The 20,653-nt window shown below is 71.4% G+C and carries 18 protein-coding genes and 1 pseudogene; 5 read left to right on the forward strand and 14 right to left on the reverse strand.

Going from position 1 to position 20,653, the window contains the following annotated elements; genetic code table 11:
• Positions 1-102, forward strand: a pseudogene (locus CXP56_RS01210) (amino-acid N-acetyltransferase); the annotation flags it as partial.
• 202 nt (positions 103-304) lie between these two features.
• Here CXP56_RS01210 and CXP56_RS01215 read toward each other — a convergent pair.
• Positions 305-2,740, reverse strand: a complete 2,436-nt coding sequence (locus CXP56_RS01215) for an FtsK/SpoIIIE family DNA translocase (RefSeq protein ID WP_286899262.1) — start codon at positions 2,738-2,740, stop codon at positions 305-307.
• Positions 2,741-2,969: 229 nt separating this feature from the next.
• On the opposite strand from CXP56_RS01215, the gene CXP56_RS01220 reads away from it, so the two are divergent.
• Positions 2,970-3,695, forward strand: a complete 726-nt coding sequence (locus CXP56_RS01220) for a lysophospholipid acyltransferase family protein (RefSeq protein WP_245566544.1) — start codon at positions 2,970-2,972, stop codon at positions 3,693-3,695.
• A gap of 104 nt (positions 3,696-3,799) precedes the next feature.
• Here CXP56_RS01220 and CXP56_RS01225 read toward each other — a convergent pair whose 3' ends face one another.
• The 8 genes from CXP56_RS01225 to CXP56_RS01260 form a co-directional block, all read right to left on the reverse strand.
• Positions 3,800-4,531 carry an SRPBCC family protein gene (locus CXP56_RS01225; RefSeq protein ID WP_028846509.1) on the reverse strand — a complete coding sequence of 244 codons (732 nt, stop codon included), beginning with the start codon at positions 4,529-4,531 and terminating at the stop codon, positions 3,800-3,802.
• Positions 4,522-5,373 (reverse strand): FAD binding domain-containing protein, encoded by an 852-nt coding sequence (locus CXP56_RS01230; protein WP_028846508.1) that lies wholly within the window; start codon positions 5,371-5,373, stop codon positions 4,522-4,524. The genes CXP56_RS01225 and CXP56_RS01230 overlap by 10 nt, the downstream gene beginning before the upstream one ends.
• Positions 5,370-7,805 (reverse strand): xanthine dehydrogenase family protein molybdopterin-binding subunit, encoded by a 2,436-nt coding sequence (locus CXP56_RS01235; protein WP_028846507.1) that lies wholly within the window; start codon positions 7,803-7,805, stop codon positions 5,370-5,372. Before CXP56_RS01235 ends, CXP56_RS01230 begins: the two co-directional genes overlap by 4 nt.
• Complete coding sequence (locus CXP56_RS01240) at positions 7,802-8,338, reverse strand: (2Fe-2S)-binding protein (protein ID WP_028846506.1); 537 nt, start codon at positions 8,336-8,338, stop codon at positions 7,802-7,804. The genes CXP56_RS01235 and CXP56_RS01240 overlap by 4 nt, the downstream gene beginning before the upstream one ends.
• A gap of 139 nt (positions 8,339-8,477) precedes the next feature.
• Positions 8,478-9,602 carry an XdhC family protein gene (locus tag CXP56_RS01245; protein WP_028846505.1) on the reverse strand — a complete coding sequence of 375 codons (1,125 nt, stop codon included), beginning with the start codon at positions 9,600-9,602 and terminating at the stop codon, positions 8,478-8,480.
• On the reverse strand, positions 9,583-10,731 hold the full coding sequence (locus CXP56_RS01250; RefSeq protein WP_051309700.1) for a vWA domain-containing protein: 1,149 nt from the start codon (positions 10,729-10,731) through the stop codon (positions 9,583-9,585). The genes CXP56_RS01245 and CXP56_RS01250 overlap by 20 nt, the downstream gene beginning before the upstream one ends.
• 2 nt (positions 10,732-10,733) lie before the next feature.
• Positions 10,734-11,603, reverse strand: coding sequence for an AAA family ATPase (locus tag CXP56_RS01255; protein ID WP_028846503.1), 870 nt, complete (start codon positions 11,601-11,603; stop codon positions 10,734-10,736).
• Between the two features lie 83 nt (positions 11,604-11,686).
• Positions 11,687-12,175, reverse strand: a complete 489-nt coding sequence (locus CXP56_RS01260) for an Lrp/AsnC family transcriptional regulator (RefSeq protein WP_028846502.1) — start codon at positions 12,173-12,175, stop codon at positions 11,687-11,689.
• A gap of 108 nt (positions 12,176-12,283) precedes the next feature.
• Between CXP56_RS01260 and CXP56_RS01265 the strand changes: the two genes are divergently transcribed.
• On the forward strand, positions 12,284-13,327 hold the full coding sequence (locus CXP56_RS01265; protein WP_051309633.1) for an EamA family transporter: 1,044 nt from the start codon (positions 12,284-12,286) through the stop codon (positions 13,325-13,327).
• A 64-nt stretch (positions 13,328-13,391) separates the two neighbouring features.
• On the opposite strand, the gene CXP56_RS01270 is transcribed toward CXP56_RS01265, so the two are convergent.
• From CXP56_RS01270 to thyX, 5 genes are all read right to left on the reverse strand, one after another.
• Entirely contained in the window at positions 13,392-15,080 is a 1,689-nt protein-coding gene (locus CXP56_RS01270) for a ribonuclease J (RefSeq protein ID WP_286899267.1), read from the reverse strand.
• Positions 15,081-15,088: 8 nt separating this feature from the next.
• Positions 15,089-16,099, reverse strand: coding sequence for a 4-hydroxy-tetrahydrodipicolinate synthase (dapA, locus tag CXP56_RS01275; protein WP_211227469.1), 1,011 nt, complete (start codon positions 16,097-16,099; stop codon positions 15,089-15,091).
• Positions 16,100-16,120: 21 nt separating this feature from the next.
• Positions 16,121-17,605 carry a serine/threonine-protein kinase gene (locus tag CXP56_RS01280; RefSeq protein ID WP_028846499.1) on the reverse strand — a complete coding sequence of 495 codons (1,485 nt, stop codon included), beginning with the start codon at positions 17,603-17,605 and terminating at the stop codon, positions 16,121-16,123.
• Positions 17,606-17,784: 179 nt separating this feature from the next.
• A complete protein-coding gene (locus CXP56_RS01285; protein WP_286899264.1) occupies positions 17,785-18,186 on the reverse strand; it encodes an ACT domain-containing protein in 402 nt (133 codons plus the stop codon).
• A gap of 1 nt (position 18,187) precedes the next feature.
• A complete protein-coding gene (thyX, locus tag CXP56_RS01290; RefSeq protein WP_028846497.1) occupies positions 18,188-18,940 on the reverse strand; it encodes an FAD-dependent thymidylate synthase in 753 nt (250 codons plus the stop codon).
• 179 nt (positions 18,941-19,119) lie between these two features.
• On the opposite strand from thyX, the gene CXP56_RS01295 reads away from it, so the two are divergent.
• Together CXP56_RS01295 and CXP56_RS01300 are read left to right on the forward strand one after the other, a co-directional pair.
• Positions 19,120-19,644, forward strand: coding sequence for a toxin-antitoxin system HicB family antitoxin (locus CXP56_RS01295; RefSeq protein WP_028846496.1), 525 nt, complete (start codon positions 19,120-19,122; stop codon positions 19,642-19,644).
• Entirely contained in the window at positions 19,641-20,510 is an 870-nt protein-coding gene (locus CXP56_RS01300) for a DUF4097 family beta strand repeat-containing protein (RefSeq protein WP_028846495.1), read from the forward strand. The genes CXP56_RS01295 and CXP56_RS01300 overlap by 4 nt, the downstream gene beginning before the upstream one ends.
• The last annotated feature ends 143 nt before the right edge of the window (positions 20,511-20,653 follow it).

Raw genomic sequence — 20,653 nt, forward strand, 5'->3', positions numbered from 1 at the left:
GAGATGCGTCGCTCCCCCGACCCCGGCGTGGCCGAGTTCCTCGACCTGCCGTACGTCAAACCCAACACGTTGGGCAACACTCGCATGCTGCTGGAGCTGTAGCGGCGCGAGCTGCTGGAGCTGTCGTGGCGAGGTGGCGGAGCTGCCGGTGCCCGCGGAGGCAAAGCGACCGGCACCGGCACCCACCCGGCGCTAGGTCGGCCCGGTCGCCGACGATCGTGCACACTGCCCGTATCCACCGGCGACGGCGCGACACTGCCCTTGCTCCGACGCTGCGCAGGGGCCAGGCCAACAATTCCTCCGGCTATTCCTCCGGCGGGGCGTCGCCGCGGATCAACGCCAGGGCCTGCTGCAGATCCTCCGGCTTCACCAGCACCTCGCGCGCCTTCGACCCCTCCGACGGGCCGACGATGTTGCGGGACTCCAGCAGGTCCATCAGCCTGCCCGCCTTGGCGAAGCCGACCCGCAGTTTGCGCTGCAGCATCGACGTCGACCCGAACTGCGAGGTGATGACCAGCTCGGCCGCCTGCAGCAGCAGGTCGAGGTCGTCGCCGATGTCGGCGTCCACCTCGCGCTTCTCCGCCGCCTTGGCCTGGGTGACCCCCTCGGTGTAGTTCGGCTCGGCCTGCTCCTTGGTGAAGTTGACGACCGCGGCGATCTCGTCGTCGTCGACGTAGGCGCCCTGCAGCCGGATCGGTTTGCTGGCGCCCATGGGCAGGTACAGCGCGTCGCCCATGCCGATCAGCTTCTCGGCGCCGGGCTGGTCGAGGATGACCCGCGAGTCGGTCAGCGACGACGTGGCGAACGCCAGCCGGGACGGCACGTTCGTCTTGATCAGCCCGGTGACCACGTCGACCGACGGCCGCTGGGTGGCCAGCACCAGGTGGATGCCCGCGGCCCGCGCCTTCTGGGTGATCCGCACGATCGCGTCCTCGACGTCGCGCGGCGCCGTCATCATCAGGTCCGCCAACTCGTCGACAATGGCCAGGATGTACGGGTACGGCCGGTACTCGCGCTCGCTGCCCGGCGGCGCGGTGATCTCGCCCGCCTTCACCTTCCGGTTGAAGTCGTCGATGTGCCGGACCCGGGACGCCTGCATGTCCTGGTAGCGCTGCTCCATCTCCTCCACCAGCCAGGCCAGCGCGGCCGCGGCCTTCTTCGGCTGGGTGATGATCGGCGTGATCAGGTGCGGGATGCCCTCGTACGGGGTCAGCTCGACCATCTTCGGGTCGATCAGGATCATTCGCACCTCGTCCGGTGTGGCCCTGGTCAGCAGCGAGACCAGCAGCGAGTTGACGAAGCTGGACTTGCCCGAGCCGGTGGAGCCGGCCACCAGCAGGTGCGGCATCTTGGTCAGGTTGGCCGTCACCATGTGGCCTTCGATGTCCTTGCCCAGCCCCATCACCATCGGGTGCGGGTCCTTGGCGGCGATCGGCGACCGGAGCACGTCGCCCAGCCGTACCAGCTCGCGGTCGGCGTTGGGCACCTCGATGCCCACCGCGGACTTGCCCGGGATCGGCGCGAGCAACCGCACGTTCTCGGTGGCCGCCGCGTACGCAATGTTCTTGGTCAGCGCGGTGATCTTCTCCACCTTCACGCCAGGACCGAGCTCCACCTCGTAGCGGGTCACCGTCGGTCCCCTGGTGAACCCGGTGACCTGGGCGTCCACCGCGAACTGCTCCAGCACCCCGGAGATCGCCTCGATCATCGCGTCGTTGGCCCTGCTGCGTGCCTTCGGCGGGTCCCCGACCCGCAGCAGCGTGGGCGGCGGCAGCTGGTAGTCGCCCTCGACCGTGCGGATGACCGACAGCAGCGGTTCCTGCTTGGCGGGCTTGCGCTCGCGCGGTTGCCGGCGCGCGGCCCGCGCCGGTGCCTGCTGGACATCGGGCTGCTCGTCGTCGGCGCCGGCCTCCGCCTGGGCGGCTTGCCGCCGGCGCGCAGGCCTGCGCAGCCGCACGTCGCCCTGCGCGACCGCCTCCCCGTCGCGCTCGCCGGCGGCCTGCTCGGCCCGCTGCCGTTCGGCGAACTGCCGCTCTTCCTCGGTCATTCCCCAGGTGCGCAACCGCTCGGGGATCTGCCGCACCGACGTGCCGGTGAACACCAGCAGGCCCCAGATGCCCGCGATCATCAGCAGCGGCACGGCCACCCACGACGTGACGCCCCTGGCCAGCAGGTCGCCGGAGAACCAGCCCAGCCACCCGCCCGCGTACTGCACGTCCTCCATCTGCTGCGGGCGGCCGGTGAAGATGTGCAGCAGCCCGAGCAGCGCCAGCGCCATCATGAGCGTGCCGATGACCATCCGGGGGCGGGTCTCCGGCCGCGGCTCGCTGCGCATCAGCGCGATCCCGGTGACGATCAGCGCCAGCGGGACGAGCACCGCGCCTGCGCCGACGACGGTGCGGAAGCCGTACTCCACCCACGTGCCGACCGGCCCGGCGGCCCGCGCCCACACGCCGACCGCGGCGACCAGGGCGATCGCGATCAGACCGAGCGCCAGCCCGTCACGGCGGTACTCGGGATCCAGGTCGCGGCTCCGCCCGACCGCGCGCGCGGCCGCGCCCACGGTGCGCGCGATGACCATCCAGGTGCCCCTGACGAGCGCGCCGAACGCACCGGACGACTGCTTGCGGGCCGGTGCCCGGCGGCCGGACGACGAGCGCGCGGCGGGTCTGCGGCCGGCACTCCGTGTGCGTGCCGCCGTGTTCCGCCCGGTCCTGCGGCCTTTGGTCGGCGTGGCCATACCCCCACCGTAGCCCGAACGGCACTTCAGCCCCAGGCGCCACTCGCGTACCAGGCCGCAGTTTTCTCAGACCGCGCGTCGACCTCGCGGATGCCCCGTGTCATGCTTTGCGCCCATGGTGGGTACTCGCAGAGTCGGCATCGGACGCGGACGCAGGTCGTGGGCGTACCAGGACACTCCGCACCTGTGGCAGAGCCTGCTCACCGCGTCCATCCCCGCGGTGGGGCTGATGGGAAGGCTCCAGGTCACCGGGAACGTCCCGGCCCAGCTGCGCGGCCGGTCGCTGTTGCTGGCCGCCAACCACATCGGCGTCTTCGACGCGATCGTGCTCATGGCCGCATGCCGGCGGATCGGGATCGCGCCGAGGTTCATGCTGGCAGGCGGCCTGCTGGACGCCCCGGTGCTCGGCCCGGTGCTACGCGCGACCGGCCATCTGCGCGTCGACCGCAAGGACAGCATGAGCGCCATCGAGCAGTTCGCAATCGCCGCCAAGCAGCTGCGCGAGTCCGACGTGCCGCTGCTCGTCTACCCCGAGGGCCGGATCAGCCACGACCCGGGCCTGTGGCCGGAACGCGGCAAGACCGGGGCGGCCAGGCTGGCGCTCTCCGCCGGTGTTCCGGTGGTGCCGATCAGCCAGTGGGGCGCGCACGAGGCGGTCTACTGGGGCACCGAGACCGTCAGCGGCGTGGCGGACGTCGTGCCGCTGCTGCGCTCCGGCATCACCTCGCCGTTCCGCCGCCCGACGTTCAAGGTGCACTTCGGCGAGCCGATCGACCTCGGCGACCTGGACCCGGCCAAACCGGGTTCCGGACGCAAGGCGCACGAGCGCATCATGCGCGCCATCACGCAGAACCTGATCCCGTTGCGGGCGGACGAGCCGGTGCGGCCGCGGTTCCACGATCCCACGCGTCCGACCGACAGCGTCAGCCCCTGGAAGCCGGACTTCGCGCGCTGAGCGGTCGCCGGCCGGCAGCCGCGACCCGACGGCCCGCGCGACGGCGGCTCGGCCGGTGACCTCGACCAGCCGAGCCGCCGCGCGTCATCGTCAGGAGTGTGCCGTCACGTCCGCCGCGACCGCCTGAGCACCACCAGCCCGAGCACGACGGCCAGCACCGCCAGGACCGGGGCGAGCCGCTTGAGCATCGGCCCGCCCGCGACCTGCAGCAGGTTGATGGCCTCCGGCTCGGCCTGCGACGGCTGGGACCGCCCGGACGATCCGGCGCTCGGCTCGTCCGCCGACGGCGCTTGCGCCTGACCGCTGGCGGCCGTGCCGCTTTCCGGCGTCCGCTGCCCGGCCGCCTGCGTCGCGGAGGCCGTGTCACCGTCCTGGCCGCCGGCGTGCCCGGAGTTCCCGGACAGCTCCTGGCCCAGGTTCTTGGCGAACTCGCCGAGCAGCCGTCCGCCGACCTCGGCGATCAGCCCCCGCCCGAACTGGGCAGGACGGCCGGTGACCTTGAGCTCGCTGACCACCTCGCCGTGCGTGGCACCGCCTGCGTCGGTCAGCGTCACGGTGGCCGACCCGGACGCCGTCCCGGCACCCCGCACGTCCTTGCCGGAGGCCTTGATCACCAGCCGCTTGGCCTGCTCGTCCTTGTCGACGTAGGCGCCCTTGCCCTTGTACTTGAGGTTGACCGGGCCCAGCTTGACCTGGACGGTCGCGGCGAACTCGTCGCCGTTCACCTCGTCCAGGGTGGCGCCGGGCATGCACGGCGCCACCCGGTGCGGGTCGAGCAGGGCCTGCCACACCTCGTCCAGCGGGGCGTCGACGGTGAACTCGTGGTTCAGCTGCATGCCGCGGTCACCGCACGTTCGGTCAGGACCTTCGCCAGGTGCTCCCGGTACTCGGCGTCCGCGTTGCCGTCCGCGGTCGGCAGGGTGCCGTCCACGGCCCGGGCGGCCGCGGCCTTGATCACCTCCGGGCTGGCCTGCTGGCCGACCAGCGCCTCCTCCACGCCCCGGGCCCGGACCGGGACCGACGACATGTTGGTCAGCCCGACCCGTGCCTCGGCGATGGTGCCGTTGTCCACCCGCACCGCGGCGGCCACACCGCAGATCGACCACGCCTGGGCGACGCGGTTGAACTTCTCGTAGTGCGCCCGCCAGCCGGTGTACTTCGGCACCCGGACCTCGAGCAGCAGCTCTCCGGGCCGCAGCGCGGTGGTGAAGTAGTCGACGAAGAACTCGCTCGCCGGTACCTCGTGCCTGCCGTCCATGCCCGCCACCACGAACGTGCAGTCCAGCGCCAGCGCCGGGGCGAGCAGGTCACCGGCCGGGTCGGCGTGCGCCAGCGCGCCGCCGAAGGTGCCGAGGTGACGCACCTGCGGGTCGGCCACCGTCTCGGTGGCCAGCGCCAGCAGCAGCGCGTGCTCGCGGACCAGCTGGTTGTGCTGCACTTCGTGGTGCGGCGTGGTGGCGCCGATGACGATGTGGTCGCCGGCGTCCCGGACACCACGGAGTTCCGTGATCCGGCCGATGTCGACGATCTTCGACGGTGCGGCCAGCCGCATGCGCAGTACCGGCAGCAGGCTCTGCCCGCCCGCCAGCACCTTGGCTTCGTCGCCCGCGTCGTGCAGCTCGCGGACCGCGTCGTCCACCGTGGCCGGAACCACGTAGTCGAATGCCGCGGGGATCACTGGGCACCTCCAGACGCATCGATCGAACCGAGGCCGCCGCCTGCTTCGCCGCCGGGGCCGCCTTCGGCACGGGTTCCGCTGTGCACGGCCCGCCACACCCGCATCGGGGTGCAGGGCATCTCGATGTCGTCGACGCCCAGGTGGCGCACCGCGTCGACGATGGCGTTCACCACCGCGGGCGTGGCGGCGATGGTGCCCGCTTCCCCGACGCCCTTGGCACCCAGCGGGTTGGTGGTCGCCGGTGTCTCGGTACGGTCGGTGACGAACGACGGCAGGTCCGCCGCCGACGGCAGCAGGTAGTCGGCGAACGTGCCGGTGGTCAACGTGCCGGACTCGTCGTGCACCGCGTCCTCGAACAGCGCCTGCGCGATGCCCTGCGCCACGCCGCCGTGCACCTGGCCCTCCACGATCAGCGGGTTGACCACGGTGCCGACGTCGTCGACGCAGACGTAGGACCGGATCTTCACCTGCCCCGTCTCGGTGTCGACCTCCACCGCACACAGATGCGTGCCGTGCGGGTAGGAGAAGTTCTCCGGGTCGAACGTCGCCTCGGAGTCCAGGCTCGCCTCCATGCCCTCCGGCAGGTCGTGCGCCACGTGCGCGTGCAGCGCGACCGACTGGATGTCGGTGGCCTTGTCGGTGCCGCGCACCGTGAGCTTGCCGCCGGAGAACTCGATGTCGTCCTCGCTGCACTCCAGCATGTGCGCGGCCAGCTTCTTGGCCTTCTCGATCACCCGGTCCGCGGCCATGACCAGCGCGGTGCCGCCGACCGCCAGCGAACGGGAGCCGTAGGAGTCCATGCCCTTGTGCGACGCCGCGGTGTCCCCGTGCAGGACCTCCACGTCCTCGAACGGCACCCCGAGCCGGTCGGCCACGATCTGGCTCCACGCCGTCTCGTGCCCCTGGCCGTGCGGCGACGTCCCGGTGATCACCTCGACCTTGCCGGTGGGCAGCATCCGGATCGACGCGTGCTCCCACCCGCCTGCGGCGTACCGCAGCGCACCGAGCACTCGCGACGGCGCCAGGCCGCACATCTCCGTGTAGGTGGACACCCCGATGCCCAGCTGGACGGTGTCGCCACGCTCGCGCCGCTCCCGCTGCTCCTGGCGCAGCGCGTCGTAGCCGAACAGCTCCAGCGCCTTGGCGGTGGCCGCCTCGTAGTTGCCCGAGTCGTAGGTCAGGCCCGCCACCGTGGTGAACGGGAACTCCTCGTGCTTGATCCAGTTCTGCCTGCGCAGGTCGATCGGATCGCGGCCGAGTTCGGCGGCCAGCTCGTCCATCATCCGCTCGATGGCGAACGTGGCCTCGGGACGCCCGGCACCCCGGTAGGCGTCGGTCGGGGTCTTGTTGGTGAACACGTTGGTGCACTCGAACCGGTAGGCGTCCATCTTGTAGATGGCGTTGAACATGAACGCCCCGAGGATCGGCACACCGGGCGTGACCAGCCGCAGGTAGGCGCCCATGTCCGCGAGCAGCTCGACCTTCAGGCCCTTGAGCGTGCCGTCGGACGCCGCCGCCAGGGTGATCTTCTGGATCTGGTCGCGGCCGTGGTGGGCCGACTGCATCGACTCCGAGCGCGTCTCGGTCCACTTCACCGGACGTCCCAGCCTGCGCGCCATGAGGAACGTGATGATCTCCTCCGGCGTCACCTGCAGCTTGCCGCCGAATCCGCCGCCGACGTCCGGCGCGATGACCCGCACCTTGGTCTCCGGCACCCCGGTGACCGCGGAAATCATCCACTTCAGGATGTGCGGGATCTGGGTGGCCGACCACACCGTGATCTGCTCACCGGTCGGGTCGACCAGCACCGACCGCGGCTCCATGAACGACGGGATCAGCCGCTGCTGCCGGAACGTGCGCTCCAGCACCACGTCCGCCTGGGCGATCGCGTCGTCGATCGCGCCGCCGCTGCCCGCTTCCGCCGAGTCGAACACCCAGGTGGCGCACTTGTTGGTGCCCAGCTCCGGGTGCACCAGGTCGGCACCCTCGGCGAGCGCCTCGTTCATGTCCAGCACGACGGGCAGCTCGTCGTACTCCACGTCGATGGCCTCCAGCGCGTCGACCGCTTCCGCCGCCGACCGCGCGACCACCGCGGCCACCGCCTCGCCGGCGAAGTTCACCTCGTCGACCGCCAGTGAGGGCGCGTTGGGGATCTTGATGTCCTCGGTGATCGGCCAGGCGCACGGCAGGCTGCCCTGTTCCTCGGCCACGTCGGCACCGGTCACCACGGCGATCACGCCGGGCTTCTGCTTGGCCGCGCTGGTGTCGATCTTGCTGATCCTGGCGTGGGCCACCGGGCTGCGCAAGAACGCCAGGTGCAGCATGCCCGGCAGGGACAGGTTGTCCGTCCACCTGGTCCGCCCGGTGATCAGCCGCGCGTCTTCCTTGCGCAGGCGGGCGCGACCCACCTCCGGTTCGGCAACAGCGGTCATGACTGCGCCACCTCCGAAGGCATGCTCGCGCCGACCGGTTCACGCGACGTCTCGGCTTCCGGCGCCGCGGACGGCTGCATCTTGTCGGCCGCCGCCCGGACCGCCCGGACGATGTTCTGGTAACCGGTGCACCGGCACAGGTTGCCCTCCAGCCCGGCGCGGATCTCCTCCTCGTCCGGGTCCGGGTTCTCCTTCAGCAGGTCGACCGCCTGCATGATCATTCCGGGCGTGCAGAAGCCGCACTGCAACGCGTGGCTGTCGTGGAACGCCTGCTGCACCGGATGCAGCTGCCCGTCCGCGGACAGGCCTTCGATCGTGGTGATCTCGCGGCCGTCGGCCTGGACCGCCAGCACGGAGCAGGACTTCACGCTCTGCCCGTCCATGTGCACCGTGCAGGCGCCGCAGTTGCTGGTGTCGCAGCCGACGACGGTGCCGACCTTGCCCAGCTTCTCGCGCAGGTACTGCACGAGCAGCATGCGTGGTTCGACATCGTCGGTGTAGGAGGTTCCGTCGACTGTGGTGGTGATGCGCATGGGGCCTCCAGCTCGGTCGTGGATGCACCCGGCGGGACTCGATCGTCGGGAGCCGACGACGGTTCACCCGTGCCCGGTGATTGCCGTCACACAACTGAGGATGGCCGCCCAGCGGGTTCACCGCAAGGTCACATTTCGGTTACCGCAGCGCGTCGCCGTGGATGGGCCCGGACACCTCGGTGAGCCGCCGGCCGTCGCCTCCCCAGCGCAAAGCGATGATCTCCGCGGCGATCGAGACCGCGGTCTCCTCCGGGGTGCGGGCACCGAGATTCAGCCCGATCGGTGATGCCAGATTGCTCAGCTCGTCGTCGGTCATCCCGGCCTCGCGCAGCCGCTGCAGGCGGTCCTCGTGGGTGCGCCGCGACCCCATCGCACCGACGTAGCCGAGCTTGGCGCGCAGTGCCACCTGCAGCACCGGCACGTCGAACTTGGGATCGTGGGTCAGCACGGTGACCGCGGTGCGCTCGTCCACCCGCCCGGCGTCCACCTCGGCCTGCAGGTACCGGTGCGGCCACTCGACGATCACTTCGTCCGCGTCCGGGAAGCGCGCCTTGGTGGCGAACACCGGGCGCGCGTCGCACACCGTCACCCGATAGCCGAGCAGCGCGCCCACCTGCACCATCGCCCGCGCGAAGTCGATCGCACCGAACACCAACAGCCGCGGCGGCGGCTCGAACGCGTTGACGAACACCGACAGGCCTTCGCCCCGCCGCTGCCCGTCCGGGCCGTAGTGCAGCGTGTCGCTGCGCCCGGCGGCGAGCAGGCCGCGTGCGTCGTCGGTGACCGCGTCGTTGACCCGGTCGCTGCCCAGGTCGCCGACCGCGCGATCGGGCCAGATCACCCGCCGGGCACCCACCCGCTGCGGATCCGGGTGCTCGATGACGGTGGCGATGGCGACCGGATGCTGTGCCCGCACCGACTCGACGACCTCGCCCAGCTCCGGGAAGTCCTCCCTGGAGTACCGGTCGACGTAGACGTCGATGATGCCGCCGCAGGTCAGGCCGACCGCGAACGCGTCGTCGTCGGAAACCCCGTACCGCTGCAGCACCGGCGTGCCGTCGGTGATCACCTGCTGGGCCAGGTCGTAGACGGCTCCTTCCACGCAGCCGCCCGAGACGCTGCCCGCCACGGTGCCGTCCTCGGCGACCAGCATCGCCGCGCCCGGCGGGCGAGGTGCGGACGAGAACGTCGCCACGACCGTGCCGACCCCGACCTTCTCACCTCGCTGCCAGCGCTGGAAGAGATCATCCAAAACGTCGCGCATCGCGCATCACCTGCATCAGTCGTTCCAACGTGGCCAGGCTGTGCCCGGCCAGAAGCTTGTCCACGTGCGGCAATGCGGCCGCGATGCCGGATTGCACCGGTACGTAGCCGTCTTTCCCCGCATGGGGATTCACCCAGAATACGGCGAATGCGAGCCTTTTCAGCCTGGCGACTTGTTCGCCCAGCAGGCCGGGATCGCCGCGCTCCCAGCCGTCGGAGAAGACCACCACGATCGCCGACCGCGCCGTGCCGCGCTGCCCCCAGCGGTCGAGGAACGCCTGCAGCGTCTCGCCCAGCCGGGTCCCGCCCGCGAAGTCCGGGACGGCCTTCGCCGCGGCAGCCAGGGCGTGCTCGGGGTCGCGCAGCCGCAGCTGGCGGGTGATGCGGGTGAGCCGGGTGCCGATGGTGAACACCTCCACCCCGCCGGGAATCCGGCAGCACAGCGCATGGGCGAACCTGATGAGCGCGTCGGCGTACGGCTCCATCGATCCGGAGACGTCCACGAGCAGGACCACCCGGCGCGGTTTGACACTGCGCGACCGGTGCAACAGCACCGTCGGCTCACCGCCAGCCGCCAGCATGGCCCGCACGGTCCGCCGCGTGTCCAGTCCCCCGCGGCGCGCCGGTCGTTGCCGGATGGCGCGGCGCAACGGCGGCCGAGGCCGCAGCAGCGCGATCAGCTCACGCAGGTGAGCCCGTTCCTCGGCGGTCAGCTCGCCGAGGTCGCGATGTCGCAACCGCTCGGCCTCACTGGCCCCGACCCGGTGCAGGTCGCCCGGCGAGCCTTCGTCGCCGCCGTCCCCGGCCGGTTGCGGGGTCAGGCTCGCGATGGTCGGTTGCCTGGGCCGGACCCCGCCGGGCCGCTCCGGCTGCTGGTGCAGAAACCACTGGCGGAAGACACCGTCGTACAGCGCGATGTCGTCCGGGTCGCCGCACAGCGTGAGCCTGCCTGCCCAGTACAGCGCGTCCGGCTGGGCGAGATCGACCGACCGCACCGCTTCCAGGTAGGCGGTGACCCGGTCCATGCTCACCGGCAGCCCGGCGGCCGACAGTGCCCTGGTGAAGGCGACCAATCCGGACAGGACGTCCGGCCGGCCGGACCGGGTGCTCGGCGTGCCGACGGTCGTCATGATCACTCCGCCAGCAGCTCGGCCAGACCGGCCGCGCGGGCCCGCTCGATGTCCTCCCGGAACTTCAGCACCGCGCCCAGCGTGCGGTCGGCGGTCTCGGCGTCCAGCGTTTCCCCGTCCAGGCACAGCAACGCCCGCGCCCAGTCCAGCGACTCGGCCACCCCGGGCGGCTTGAGCAGCTCCAGGTCGCGCAGCCGCCGTACCGCCGTGGCCACCTGCTCGGCCAGCCGTTCCGAGATGCCCGGCAGCCTGCTGCGCAGGATGGCGACCTCGCGCTCCACGCTCGGGTGCCCGAGCCAGTGGTACAGGCAGCGGCGTTTCAGCGCGTCGTGCAGCTCGCGGGTGCGGTTGGAGGTCAGCACCACGATCGGGGGCTGCTCGGCACGGACTTCGCCGAGCTCGGGGATGCTCACCGCGCTCTCGTCGAGCAGCTGCAGCAGGAAAGCCTCGAACTCGTCGTCGGCCCGGTCGATCTCGTCCACCAGCAGCACGCAGCGCTCCTGCAGGGCACGCAGCAACGGGCGGGCGAGCAGGAACCTCGGCGTGTACAGCGAACGCTCGGCTTCCTCCGCGTCGAGCGCACCGTCGGAAGCGGCCTCCAGGGCGCGCAGATGCAACAACTGGCGCGGAAAATCCCATTCGTACAGCGCCTGTGCCGCGTCGATGCCTTCGTGGCACTGCAGTCGCACCAGCGGCAGGCCAAGCGCTTGCGCCAGCGCCACCGCCAGCGACGTCTTCCCGGCGCCCGGCTCGCCCTCGCACAGCAGCGGGCGGCGCATGCGAATGGCCAGGAAAGCAGCCGTCGCCACGCCGTCGTCGGCCAGGTAGCCGGTGGTCGCCAGGCGCTCGGCCACCGCCTGGGGGCTGGTCAGGTCGGCAACATCGGCTGGGTGAGCGGCGTCGGTCACACCTCGAGGCTACCGCCTGGCCGCCGCGGGACAGTCGATCGAACGGGTCACGCTTCCATCGGCCGGGTGGGCACCGCGCACCCGGTCTTGACCGGGTCCAGCACGAACAGCGTGGTCAGCTTGCGGACGTTCTCGTCGGCTTCGAACAGCCGCTCGGCCAGCTCACGCACCTCCGGCAGGCCGTGCGCCGCCAGGATCACCACGTAGTCCCACACCCCGGAGACGTCGTACACCTGCTGCACCTGGGGCGTGCGCTTGAGCAGATCGCAGAACGCGCGGCGGTGTTCGGGGGTCTGGCGCTCGACCGTCACCAGGCACACGGCGAGCACCAGGTCGGGCACCTGGCTGGTGTCCAGCACGGCGACCTTCCGTTCCAGCAGCCCGCCCGCCTTGTAGCCCTCCACCCGGCGCAGCACGGCACTGGGCGACAGCCCGACCAGCTCGCCGAGATCGCGCAACGTCCGGTCGGCATCGGCCTGCAGTTCGGCCAGCAGCCGGTGATCGATGTCGTCCAGCGCCAACGGCTTCCCGGGCATGCAATAATTTTGCGCTCGCAGCACACATCTTTCAATCGGGGACGCACGGCGTTGCCCTAAGCTCGAACGCGATACCGACAAATCGCGCGCAAGGAGGTCAAACCGGGCATGGCAGCTCCGTCCGCCGAGCAGCATGTCGTCCGGCCCGCAGGCGCCGGTGCCCGGCCGTTCACCCCGCACCCGGGACGCGGCTTGCTGTTCGTGTTGCTGTCCGCGGTGTCGTTCAGCAGTTCCGGTGTGCTCGCCAAGCCCGTGATGCTCGCCGGCATGACCCCGCAGCAGGTGGCGGCGGCACGCATCGGCCTGGCGGCGGCCATCCTCCTCGCCGGAGTCGCCCTGGTCCGGCCGTCGCTGCTCAAGGTCCGGCGGGGTGACTGGCCGCTGCTCGTCGGATTCGGCCTGCTGGGGGTGGCGGGCGCGCAACTGATGTACTTCGTCGCAGCCTCCCGCATCCCGGTGGGGGTGGCGATCTTGCTGGAGTTCACCTCGCCGGTGCTGGTGGCGCTGTGGGTGCGGTTCGTCCGCCGCGTGCACATGCCACGCGCGCTCTACGGCGGCGTCGCGCTGGCCATGCTCGGGCTCGCGCTCGTCGCCCAGGTCTGGCAGGGCCTCCGGCTCGACCTGCTCGGCATGGGAGCGGGCCTGCTCGCGGCGGTGTGCGCCTCGGCGTACTTCCTGCTCGGCGAGCGGGGCATGACCGCGCAGCACCCGCTCGGCATGGTGACGTGGGGGCTGACCTTCGGCGCGCTCACCGTCTGCGCTGCCGCGCCGCCGTGGACCTGGCCCGCCGAGAAGCTGACCATGACGGTGCCGTTCGGCCCGTGGACGCCACCGGCGTGGCTGCTGCTCGTCGCGGTGGCCGTGGTCTCCACCGTGCTGGCCTATCTGACCGGGCTGTTCGCCCTGCGTCACCTGCCCGCCGCGGTGGCCAGCGCGCTCGGGCTGGTCGAACCGCTGGCGGCCACCGCGCTCGCCTGGGTGCTGATCGACGAAGCGCTCACCCTCGTGCAGCTGGTGGGTGCGGTCGCGGTGCTGGCAGGGGCCACCATCGTGCAGCTCAACTCCCCCGGCAAGACGCAGCCGGGCACACCGGCCGAACCGCTGCCGGATCCCGATCATTGCCGGGAACCGGACGGCCTGCCCGGCCGGTAGCCGGCTCGGACCGCGGGCCCGCCACAGCAGGCCGCCGGCAGGCTGCCGCCGGGCCGGCGGAAGCTCAGACCGACAGCACGGTCGGCACGATCATCGGCCGCCGCCGGTAGGTCTGCGCCACCCACCGGCCCACCACTCGTCGCACGGCCTGGGCCACGCGATGCGTGTCGGTGATGCCCTCCGCCTCCGTCCGGGACAACTCCATCTCCACCAGCGGCACCACGGCGTCGAGCGCCTTCGGGTCGTCGGAGAAGCCGCGGCCGGAGATGGTCGGCGGGGAGACGGCCCGGCCGGTGTTGTGGTCGATGGCCACGGTGATCGCGATGAATCCGCCTTCGCCGAGGATCAGCCGGTCCGACAGCGTCGACTCGCCCACGTCACCGACCGACAGGCCGTCGACGTAGACGTGACCGACCTCGACCCGGCCGGTGCGCTGGGCCTTGCCGTCCACCAGGTCCACCACGACACCGTTCTCGGCGATGACCACGTTCTCCGGCGCCACCCCGGTCTTGACCGCGAGCTCGCCGTTGGCCACCAGGTGCTTCCACTCGCCGTGCACCGGCATGACGTTGGACGGGCGCAGTGCGTTGTACAAAAACAGCAGCTCACCGGCCGAGGCGTGCCCGGAGACGTGCACCTTCGCGTTGCCCTGGTGCACGACGTTGGCGCCCAGCCGGGTCAGCGCGTTGATCACGCTGAAGATGGCCGTCTCGTTGCCCGGGATCAGGCTGCTGGCCAGCACGACCGTGTCGCCGGGCCGCAGCGTGATGCTCCGGTGGTCACCGCGGGCCATCCTGGACAGCGCCGACAGCGGCTCGCCCTGCGATCCGGTGGACACGAACACCACCTCGGTGGGCGGCAGGTCGATCGCCTCGTCGACGTCGATCAGCAGCCCGTCCGGCACGGACAAAAAGCCCAGCTCGGCGGCGATGCCCATGTTGCGCACCATGGACCGGCCGACGAACGCCACCCGGCGGCCGTGCTTGGCGGCGGCGTCGATCACCTGCTGCACGCGATGCACGTGCGAGGCGAAGCAGGCCACGATGACCCGCTGCTGCACCTCGGCGAGCACCCGTTCGATCACCGGCCCGATCTCCCGCTCCGGCGTGACGAAGCCGGGCACCTCGGCGTTGGTGGAGTCGATGCACAGCAGGTCGACGCCTTCCTCGCCGAGCCGGGAGAACCCGGCCAGGTCGGTCAGCCTGCCGTCCAGCGGCAGCTGGTCCAGCTTCACGTCGCCGGTGTGCAGCACCAAGCCCGCCGGGGTGCGGATGGCGACCGCCAACGCGTCCGGGATCGAGTGGTTGACCGCGAAGAACTCGCACTCGAACGGTCCGATGGTGCGCCTGCCGCCCTCGGCGACCTGGATCAGCGTCGGCCGCTGCTTGTGCTCGCGGCACTTGGCCTCGACCAGGGCCAGGGTGAACCGCGAGCCGTACACCGGCAGGTCCGGCCGCTGGCGCAGCAGGAACGGGACCGCGCCGATGTGGTCCTCGTGCCCGTGGGTCAGCACCAGCCCGTCGACGTCGCCGAGCCGGTCCTCGATCGCGCGGAAGTCGGGCAGGATCAGGTCGACGCCCGGCTGCTCGTCCTCCGGGAACAGCACCCCGCAGTCGACGATCAGCAGCCTGCCGTCGAACTCGAACACCGTCATGTTCCGGCCGACCTCGCCGATGCCCCCGAGGGCGACGACGCGCAACGCGCCGTCCGGCAAGGGCGGCGGAGGATTGTCGGGCCCAGGCCCGGTTACCAGCGCTTGGGTCACTCCGGAAGCGTACCGAGAGACGTGTGCGTGGTCGGTGCGACATACGCGGCCGCCGAGTCGGCCTGGGCCGCGCGGGAGGCGTGGAAGTCCGCCGGGCCTTCCTCCAGCGGCACTCCTGCCTGGGCGAGATCGGACGCGATCGCCTGCACCTGCTCGTCGGTGGCCGGCACCAGCGGCAGCCGCGGGTCGCCGACGTTCATGCCGCGCAGCCGCAGCGCGGTCTTGGCGAACACCACGCCGCCGACCCGGGCGAACGCCCGCAGCACCGGCAGCATGCCGCGGTGGTTGGTGCGCGCCGTCGACGTGTCGCCTGCCTCGTAGGCGTCGATCATCGCGCGGATCCGACCGGCCACCACGTGCCCGATGACGCTGACGCAGCCGACCGCGCCCACCGACAGCCACGGCAGGTTCAGCGCGTCGTCGCCCGAGTAGTACGCCAGGTGCGTGTTGGCGATGACCTCCGAGCCCGCCAGCAGATCGCCCTTGGCGTCCTTGACCGCCAGGATCCGCGGGTGCTCGGCGAGCCTGCGCAGCGTGTCCACCTCGATCGGCACGATCGAGCGCGGCGGGATGTCGTAGAGCATCACCGGCAGGTCGGTGGCGTCGGCCACCGCGGTGAAGTGCGCGTGCAGGCCGGCCTGCGACGGCCGCGAGTAGTACGGGGTGACCACCAGCAGGCCGTGCGCGCCCGCCTTCTCGGCGGCCTGGGCCAGGGCGATGCTGTGCTTGGTGTCGTAGGTGCCCGCGCCCGCGATCACGGTCGCGCGGTCCCCCACCGCCTCGACCACCGCGCGCACCAGGTCGGCCTTCTCGGCGTCGGTGGTCGTCGGGCTCTCCCCCGTGGTGCCGTTGATCACCAGGCCGTCGTTGCCCAGCTCCAGCAGGTGGGCCGCGAGTTCCTGCGCCTTGTCGTAGTCCACCGCACCGTCGGCGGTGAACGGGGTAACCATCGCTGTCAGTACACGGCCGAACGGCCGTCCCGGGGCGGCAGTCGGGCCAACGGTCATGGAGGGCATGCTCAGACGGTACTACTGTTCCGCCAGCACGGTCTCCCTCAGCTGCTTGCCTTCCGCGTCATATGCGACACAGTGCACGGTGCGGTCGTGGTTGCCGTTGTCGTCGGTGGCCTCCCATTGCTCCGCCGACGGCACCAGGGCGCGGAACCGCAGCTGCTCCCGCCGCTCGGCGTCGATCAGCTCGGACTGGAAGCTCAGCGCGCAGCGCGCCCGTGCCCAGTCGATCAGCGCCTGGCCGGGATAGCGGTAGTCGGGATCGTCGCCGAAGCCCGGCGAGAACGCCGACGCGGCTGCGAAGACCTGCAGATCGTGAACCTCGGAGCAGTCCACGGTGGTGGTCACCGACCGGTTCTCGGCCAGTGGCCCCCCGCTGGCGCATTTGCCTTCGCCGATGGTGAACTCGGGGATCTGGCCGCCCTTGCCCCACGTCCACGTCTCGTCCTGCGCGCCGGGATCGGGCGTGGCGACCCACTGGCCGAGCAGGAATCCGCCGATCAGCGCCGCCACCACCAGCACGCCGCCGGCGATCAGCATTCCGCGGCCGATCCGCCGCGGGGCGGCCGGCTCCGCGGCGAGCGCGGTCGGCGGGTTGTGCGGCCCACCCGCATACCGCGCCGTCTGTCCCTGGGCCGTGGGCTGATCGGCCTGCCCCGGCACGGTGGGCCCGCCGGACGCCTGTCTGGCCATGCCCAGCAGCGCCCTGGCCTGCTCGGCGGTCGCGCGCGCCTCCGGCGCGGTGACCAGCAGGGCCATGATCGCCGACGCCAGTGCGCCGTGCGTGCGGGTCAACGGCGGGACCTCGGTCATGATCGCGTGCAGCGTCGCCGCCGTGCTGCCCCGGTCGAAGGCCACCGTGCCCTCGGCCGCGTAGTACAACGTCGCGCCCAGCGACCACAGGTCCGACGCGGGCGTGGCGTCCTGGCCGGAGATCCGCTCCGGCGCCATGAACGCCGGGGAGCCGACCAAGAAGCCGCTCGCGGTCAGCCGGGGGTCGTCGACGGCCTGGGCGATGCCGAAGTCGGTGAGCTTCACTCGGCCGTCGGCACCCACCATGATGTTGCTCGGCTTGACGTCCCGGTGGACGATCCCCGCGCGGTGCGCGACGGTCAGCGCGGACAGCACCTGCTCGCCGATGGCGGCCACCGCGCCCGGGCTGAGCGGCCCGCGCTCGGCCACCAGATCGGCCAGGGTCGGCGCCTCCACCAGCTCCATGACGATGTAGGTCGCGCCGCCGTCGGTGATCACGTCGTAGACGGTGACGATCGCCGGGTCGTTGAGCCTGCCACTGGTGCGGACTTCCCGCAGGACCCGCTCGGCGAAGACGGTGGTGTCCTGCCCCTCTCCGGAGGGCAGCCGGACCTCCTTGATGGCGACGTGCCTGCCGATGACGGTGTCCTCGGCACGCCACACCACGCCCATGCCGCCCCGGCCCAGCTCGCCGAGCAGCCGGTAGCGGCCGGCCAGGACACGCCCGGATGCCGGCTGGGTGGCGGTCACCGTGTCGGCCGCCGGGTGCCCGGCGGACGGGGTGTTCGGCGGGACGGGCGGAGTGGGCGGGTTGGGGGCTGCCACGATCCTCCTCGTTGCACGATCCTGGGTGCACCATATCGTGTGCCGATCGGCCGCACGCCCGGATTGTCGACTTCGACATCCGGCCGCACGGCTCGGGACGGCGCTCAGCCGAATTCGGTGTGCACCTCGTGACCGGAAGCATGCAACGCCTGCACGGCACGTTCCAGATCCGTCTGCTTCACCAGCAGGTGATCGGTGTCGTAGGTGGACAGCGCGAACAGACCGACCCCCGCCGCGGCCAGCTCGCTGGACAGCACGGCCAGGATGCCGGTGAGGGTGAACTCCAGCGGCCCGCGCACCGACAGCAACCTCCAGCCGTGCTCGGCGCGCCCGTCCTCGCGCGACCACAGCCCGCTCGGGCACACCACCGACAGCTCGGTACCGGTACGGGTGATCGACACCAGGGCATCGCCGGCACTCAGCAGGTCCACGGGTGGCTCGGCCTCCGGTGACAGCCGGGCGACGGTGTACTCGCCCGGCCGCACGTCCAGGGTGAGCCGCCGCACGTCAGCCCTCGGTGACCAGCGGGCTGGAGGCCACCTCGGTGCCGTCGGGCAGCGTGGAGATGGTGAAGTCGGCGAACACGTTGGGCGCGGCCTTCTGCAGCTGGCGCAGGCACTCCACGGCCAGCGCCCGGATCTCGACGTCGGCGTGCTCGGTGGCGCGCATGGCGATGAAGTGCCGCCACGCCCGGTAGTTGCCGGTCACCACGATGCGCGTCTCGGTCGCGTTCGGCAGCACCGCGCGTGCCGCCTGCCTGGCCTGCTTGCGCCGCAGCGTCTTGCTGGGCGCGTCGGCGAACTTGTCCTCCAGGCCGGCCAGCAGCTCGTTGTAGGCATCCTGGCTGGCCTGCACGGCCTTGAGGAACTTCTCGTGCAGCTCGGGGTCGTTGGCGATGACGTCCGGCTCGACGAACGCCGCGTCCCGCTCCGGGACGTACCGCTGGGACAGCTGCGAGTAGGAGAAGTGCCGGTGCCGGATCAGCTCGTGCGTCAGCGACCGGGAGATGCCGGTGATGTAGAAGCTGACCGTGCCGTGCTCGAGCACCGACAGGTGACCGACCTCGATGATGTGCCGGAGGTAACCGGCGTTGGTGGCCGTCTTCGGGTTCGGCTTGTGCCACGACTGGTAGCAGGCGCGGCCGGCGAACTCGGCCAGCGCCTCTCCCCCGTCGGCGTCGGTCGACCACGGGACGTCCTCCGGCGGGAAGAACTCCGTCTTGGCGATGAGCTGAACCTTCGGCGAGACCGTCTCTGCCACCTGCACGCACCCCTAACCGGCAACCGCTGACTCCTCTTGCCGAAGCCTAACCGCCGGCACCGCCGATCTCGTGCGGACCCGCGGGCCGGAAGCCACATCGCCGCGGACACCGATCCGCGACATCACCCATGATGTCATCTGACGTTGAAGTGATGTCAGAATGGTGGCACCATGACACCATGGATCTGTCACCGTACTTGACCAGCCTGCGCGAGGACCTCAATGCCGCGGCCTCCGCCGGCGACGAGAACACGAAACGGGCCGCCGCGGTCCTGTCGGCGGCGCTCGAGCCCGCGGCCCGGCTCGCCATCATGAACGCGTTGTCCGACCTGGCCGACGAGATCACCGCCCAGCTGGACGACACCGTGGTCGACGTGCGTCTCGCCGGGCGGGACGTCCGGGTGGTCGTGGACACCAGGGCATCCCGCGAGCAGGACGACGCTCAGCAGGCGCCACCGCCGCCACCGCCGCCGTCCGGCGGCAGCGAGAACATCACCCGGATGACGTTGCGCCTGTTCGAGGAGCTGAAGAGCAAGGCCGAGCAGGCGGCGGCCGAGCAAGGTGTCTCGCTCAACACGTTCGTCCAGCAGGCCCTGCAGGGCGCACTGCAGGGCAAGCACGGCTGGACCGGCCCGTGGGGCGGCCAGCGACGAGACGATCGCGACGACGAAGGCAACGAGATGCACGGGTGGGTGCAGTCATGACCGCTCCGGAAGACGCCATCCGGACGACCGCCTTCACCACCGAAGGGCCGGTCCGGATCGAAGTACAGCTCTCCGCAGGCAGCGTCGACGTGGAACTTGCCGACAGCGGCAGCACCGGCGGCGAGGACGGGGTGCAGGTCGACGTGCGGCACGCCCCGGAGGAGGGCATGCCGTGGGCGCAGATGATGGCCAGCGCACTGACCTGGGTGAACGAACAGTTCGGTGAGCACATCACCGCCGACGTGATGGGCACCGCGACCGCCGCGGTGGACCAGACCAGGGTGGAGCTGGTGGGCGACCGGCTGATCGTGCAGTCGCCGAAGACGCTGCCCATGCGGCACCAGCCGCTGGCCGTGACGGTGCGCGCACCAGCCGGATCCGAGCTGGACATCCGTACCTCGTCGGCCTCGGTCACGGTGACCGGGACCGCCGCGAGCGCGGTGGTCACCACCTCCTCGGGGGACATCTCGGTGGACCGGGTCAGCGGGTCGGCGAACATCCGCACCGCGTCGGGAACGGCGACCGTGGGCGCCGTGAGCGGCACCTCGTCGATCGTCACCGGCTCCGGTTCGGTTCACGTGGGCGAACTCGACGATGCGTCCGGGAAACTCACCCTGCGCAGCGGAAGCGGCGACCTCACCGTCTCCGGCGCAGCGGCGGGCGCGCTCACCGCGAAGACCGGCTCGGGTGACGTCCGCCTGGAGCTCGCCGACGGAGTGCTGGCCGAGATCCACCTGTCCTCCGGCAGCGGCCGGGTGAGCTCCGAGCTGGACGTGCAGCACGACCCACCCGAGCAGACCGCCCCGTTGCGGATCAACGCACGCAGCGGGCACGGCTCGGTGACGGTGGCCGGGCCGCGCAAGTAGAACTTCCAGTCGTCGCCTTCCCTGCACAGCCGGCGAACGGCACGACGCCCGGCAAATTCACGAAACGTCCGTTACCGCCATGGTGGCCGCGTCGGCGGCGCGTTCGCTCTCTCGCCCCGGGCACGACGCGTGCGGGTTCGCCC

The sequence above is a fragment of the Thermocrispum sp. genome (genome assembly GCF_002919275.1).
Taxonomy (GTDB): Bacteria; Actinomycetota; Actinomycetes; order Mycobacteriales; family Pseudonocardiaceae; genus Thermocrispum; species Thermocrispum agreste.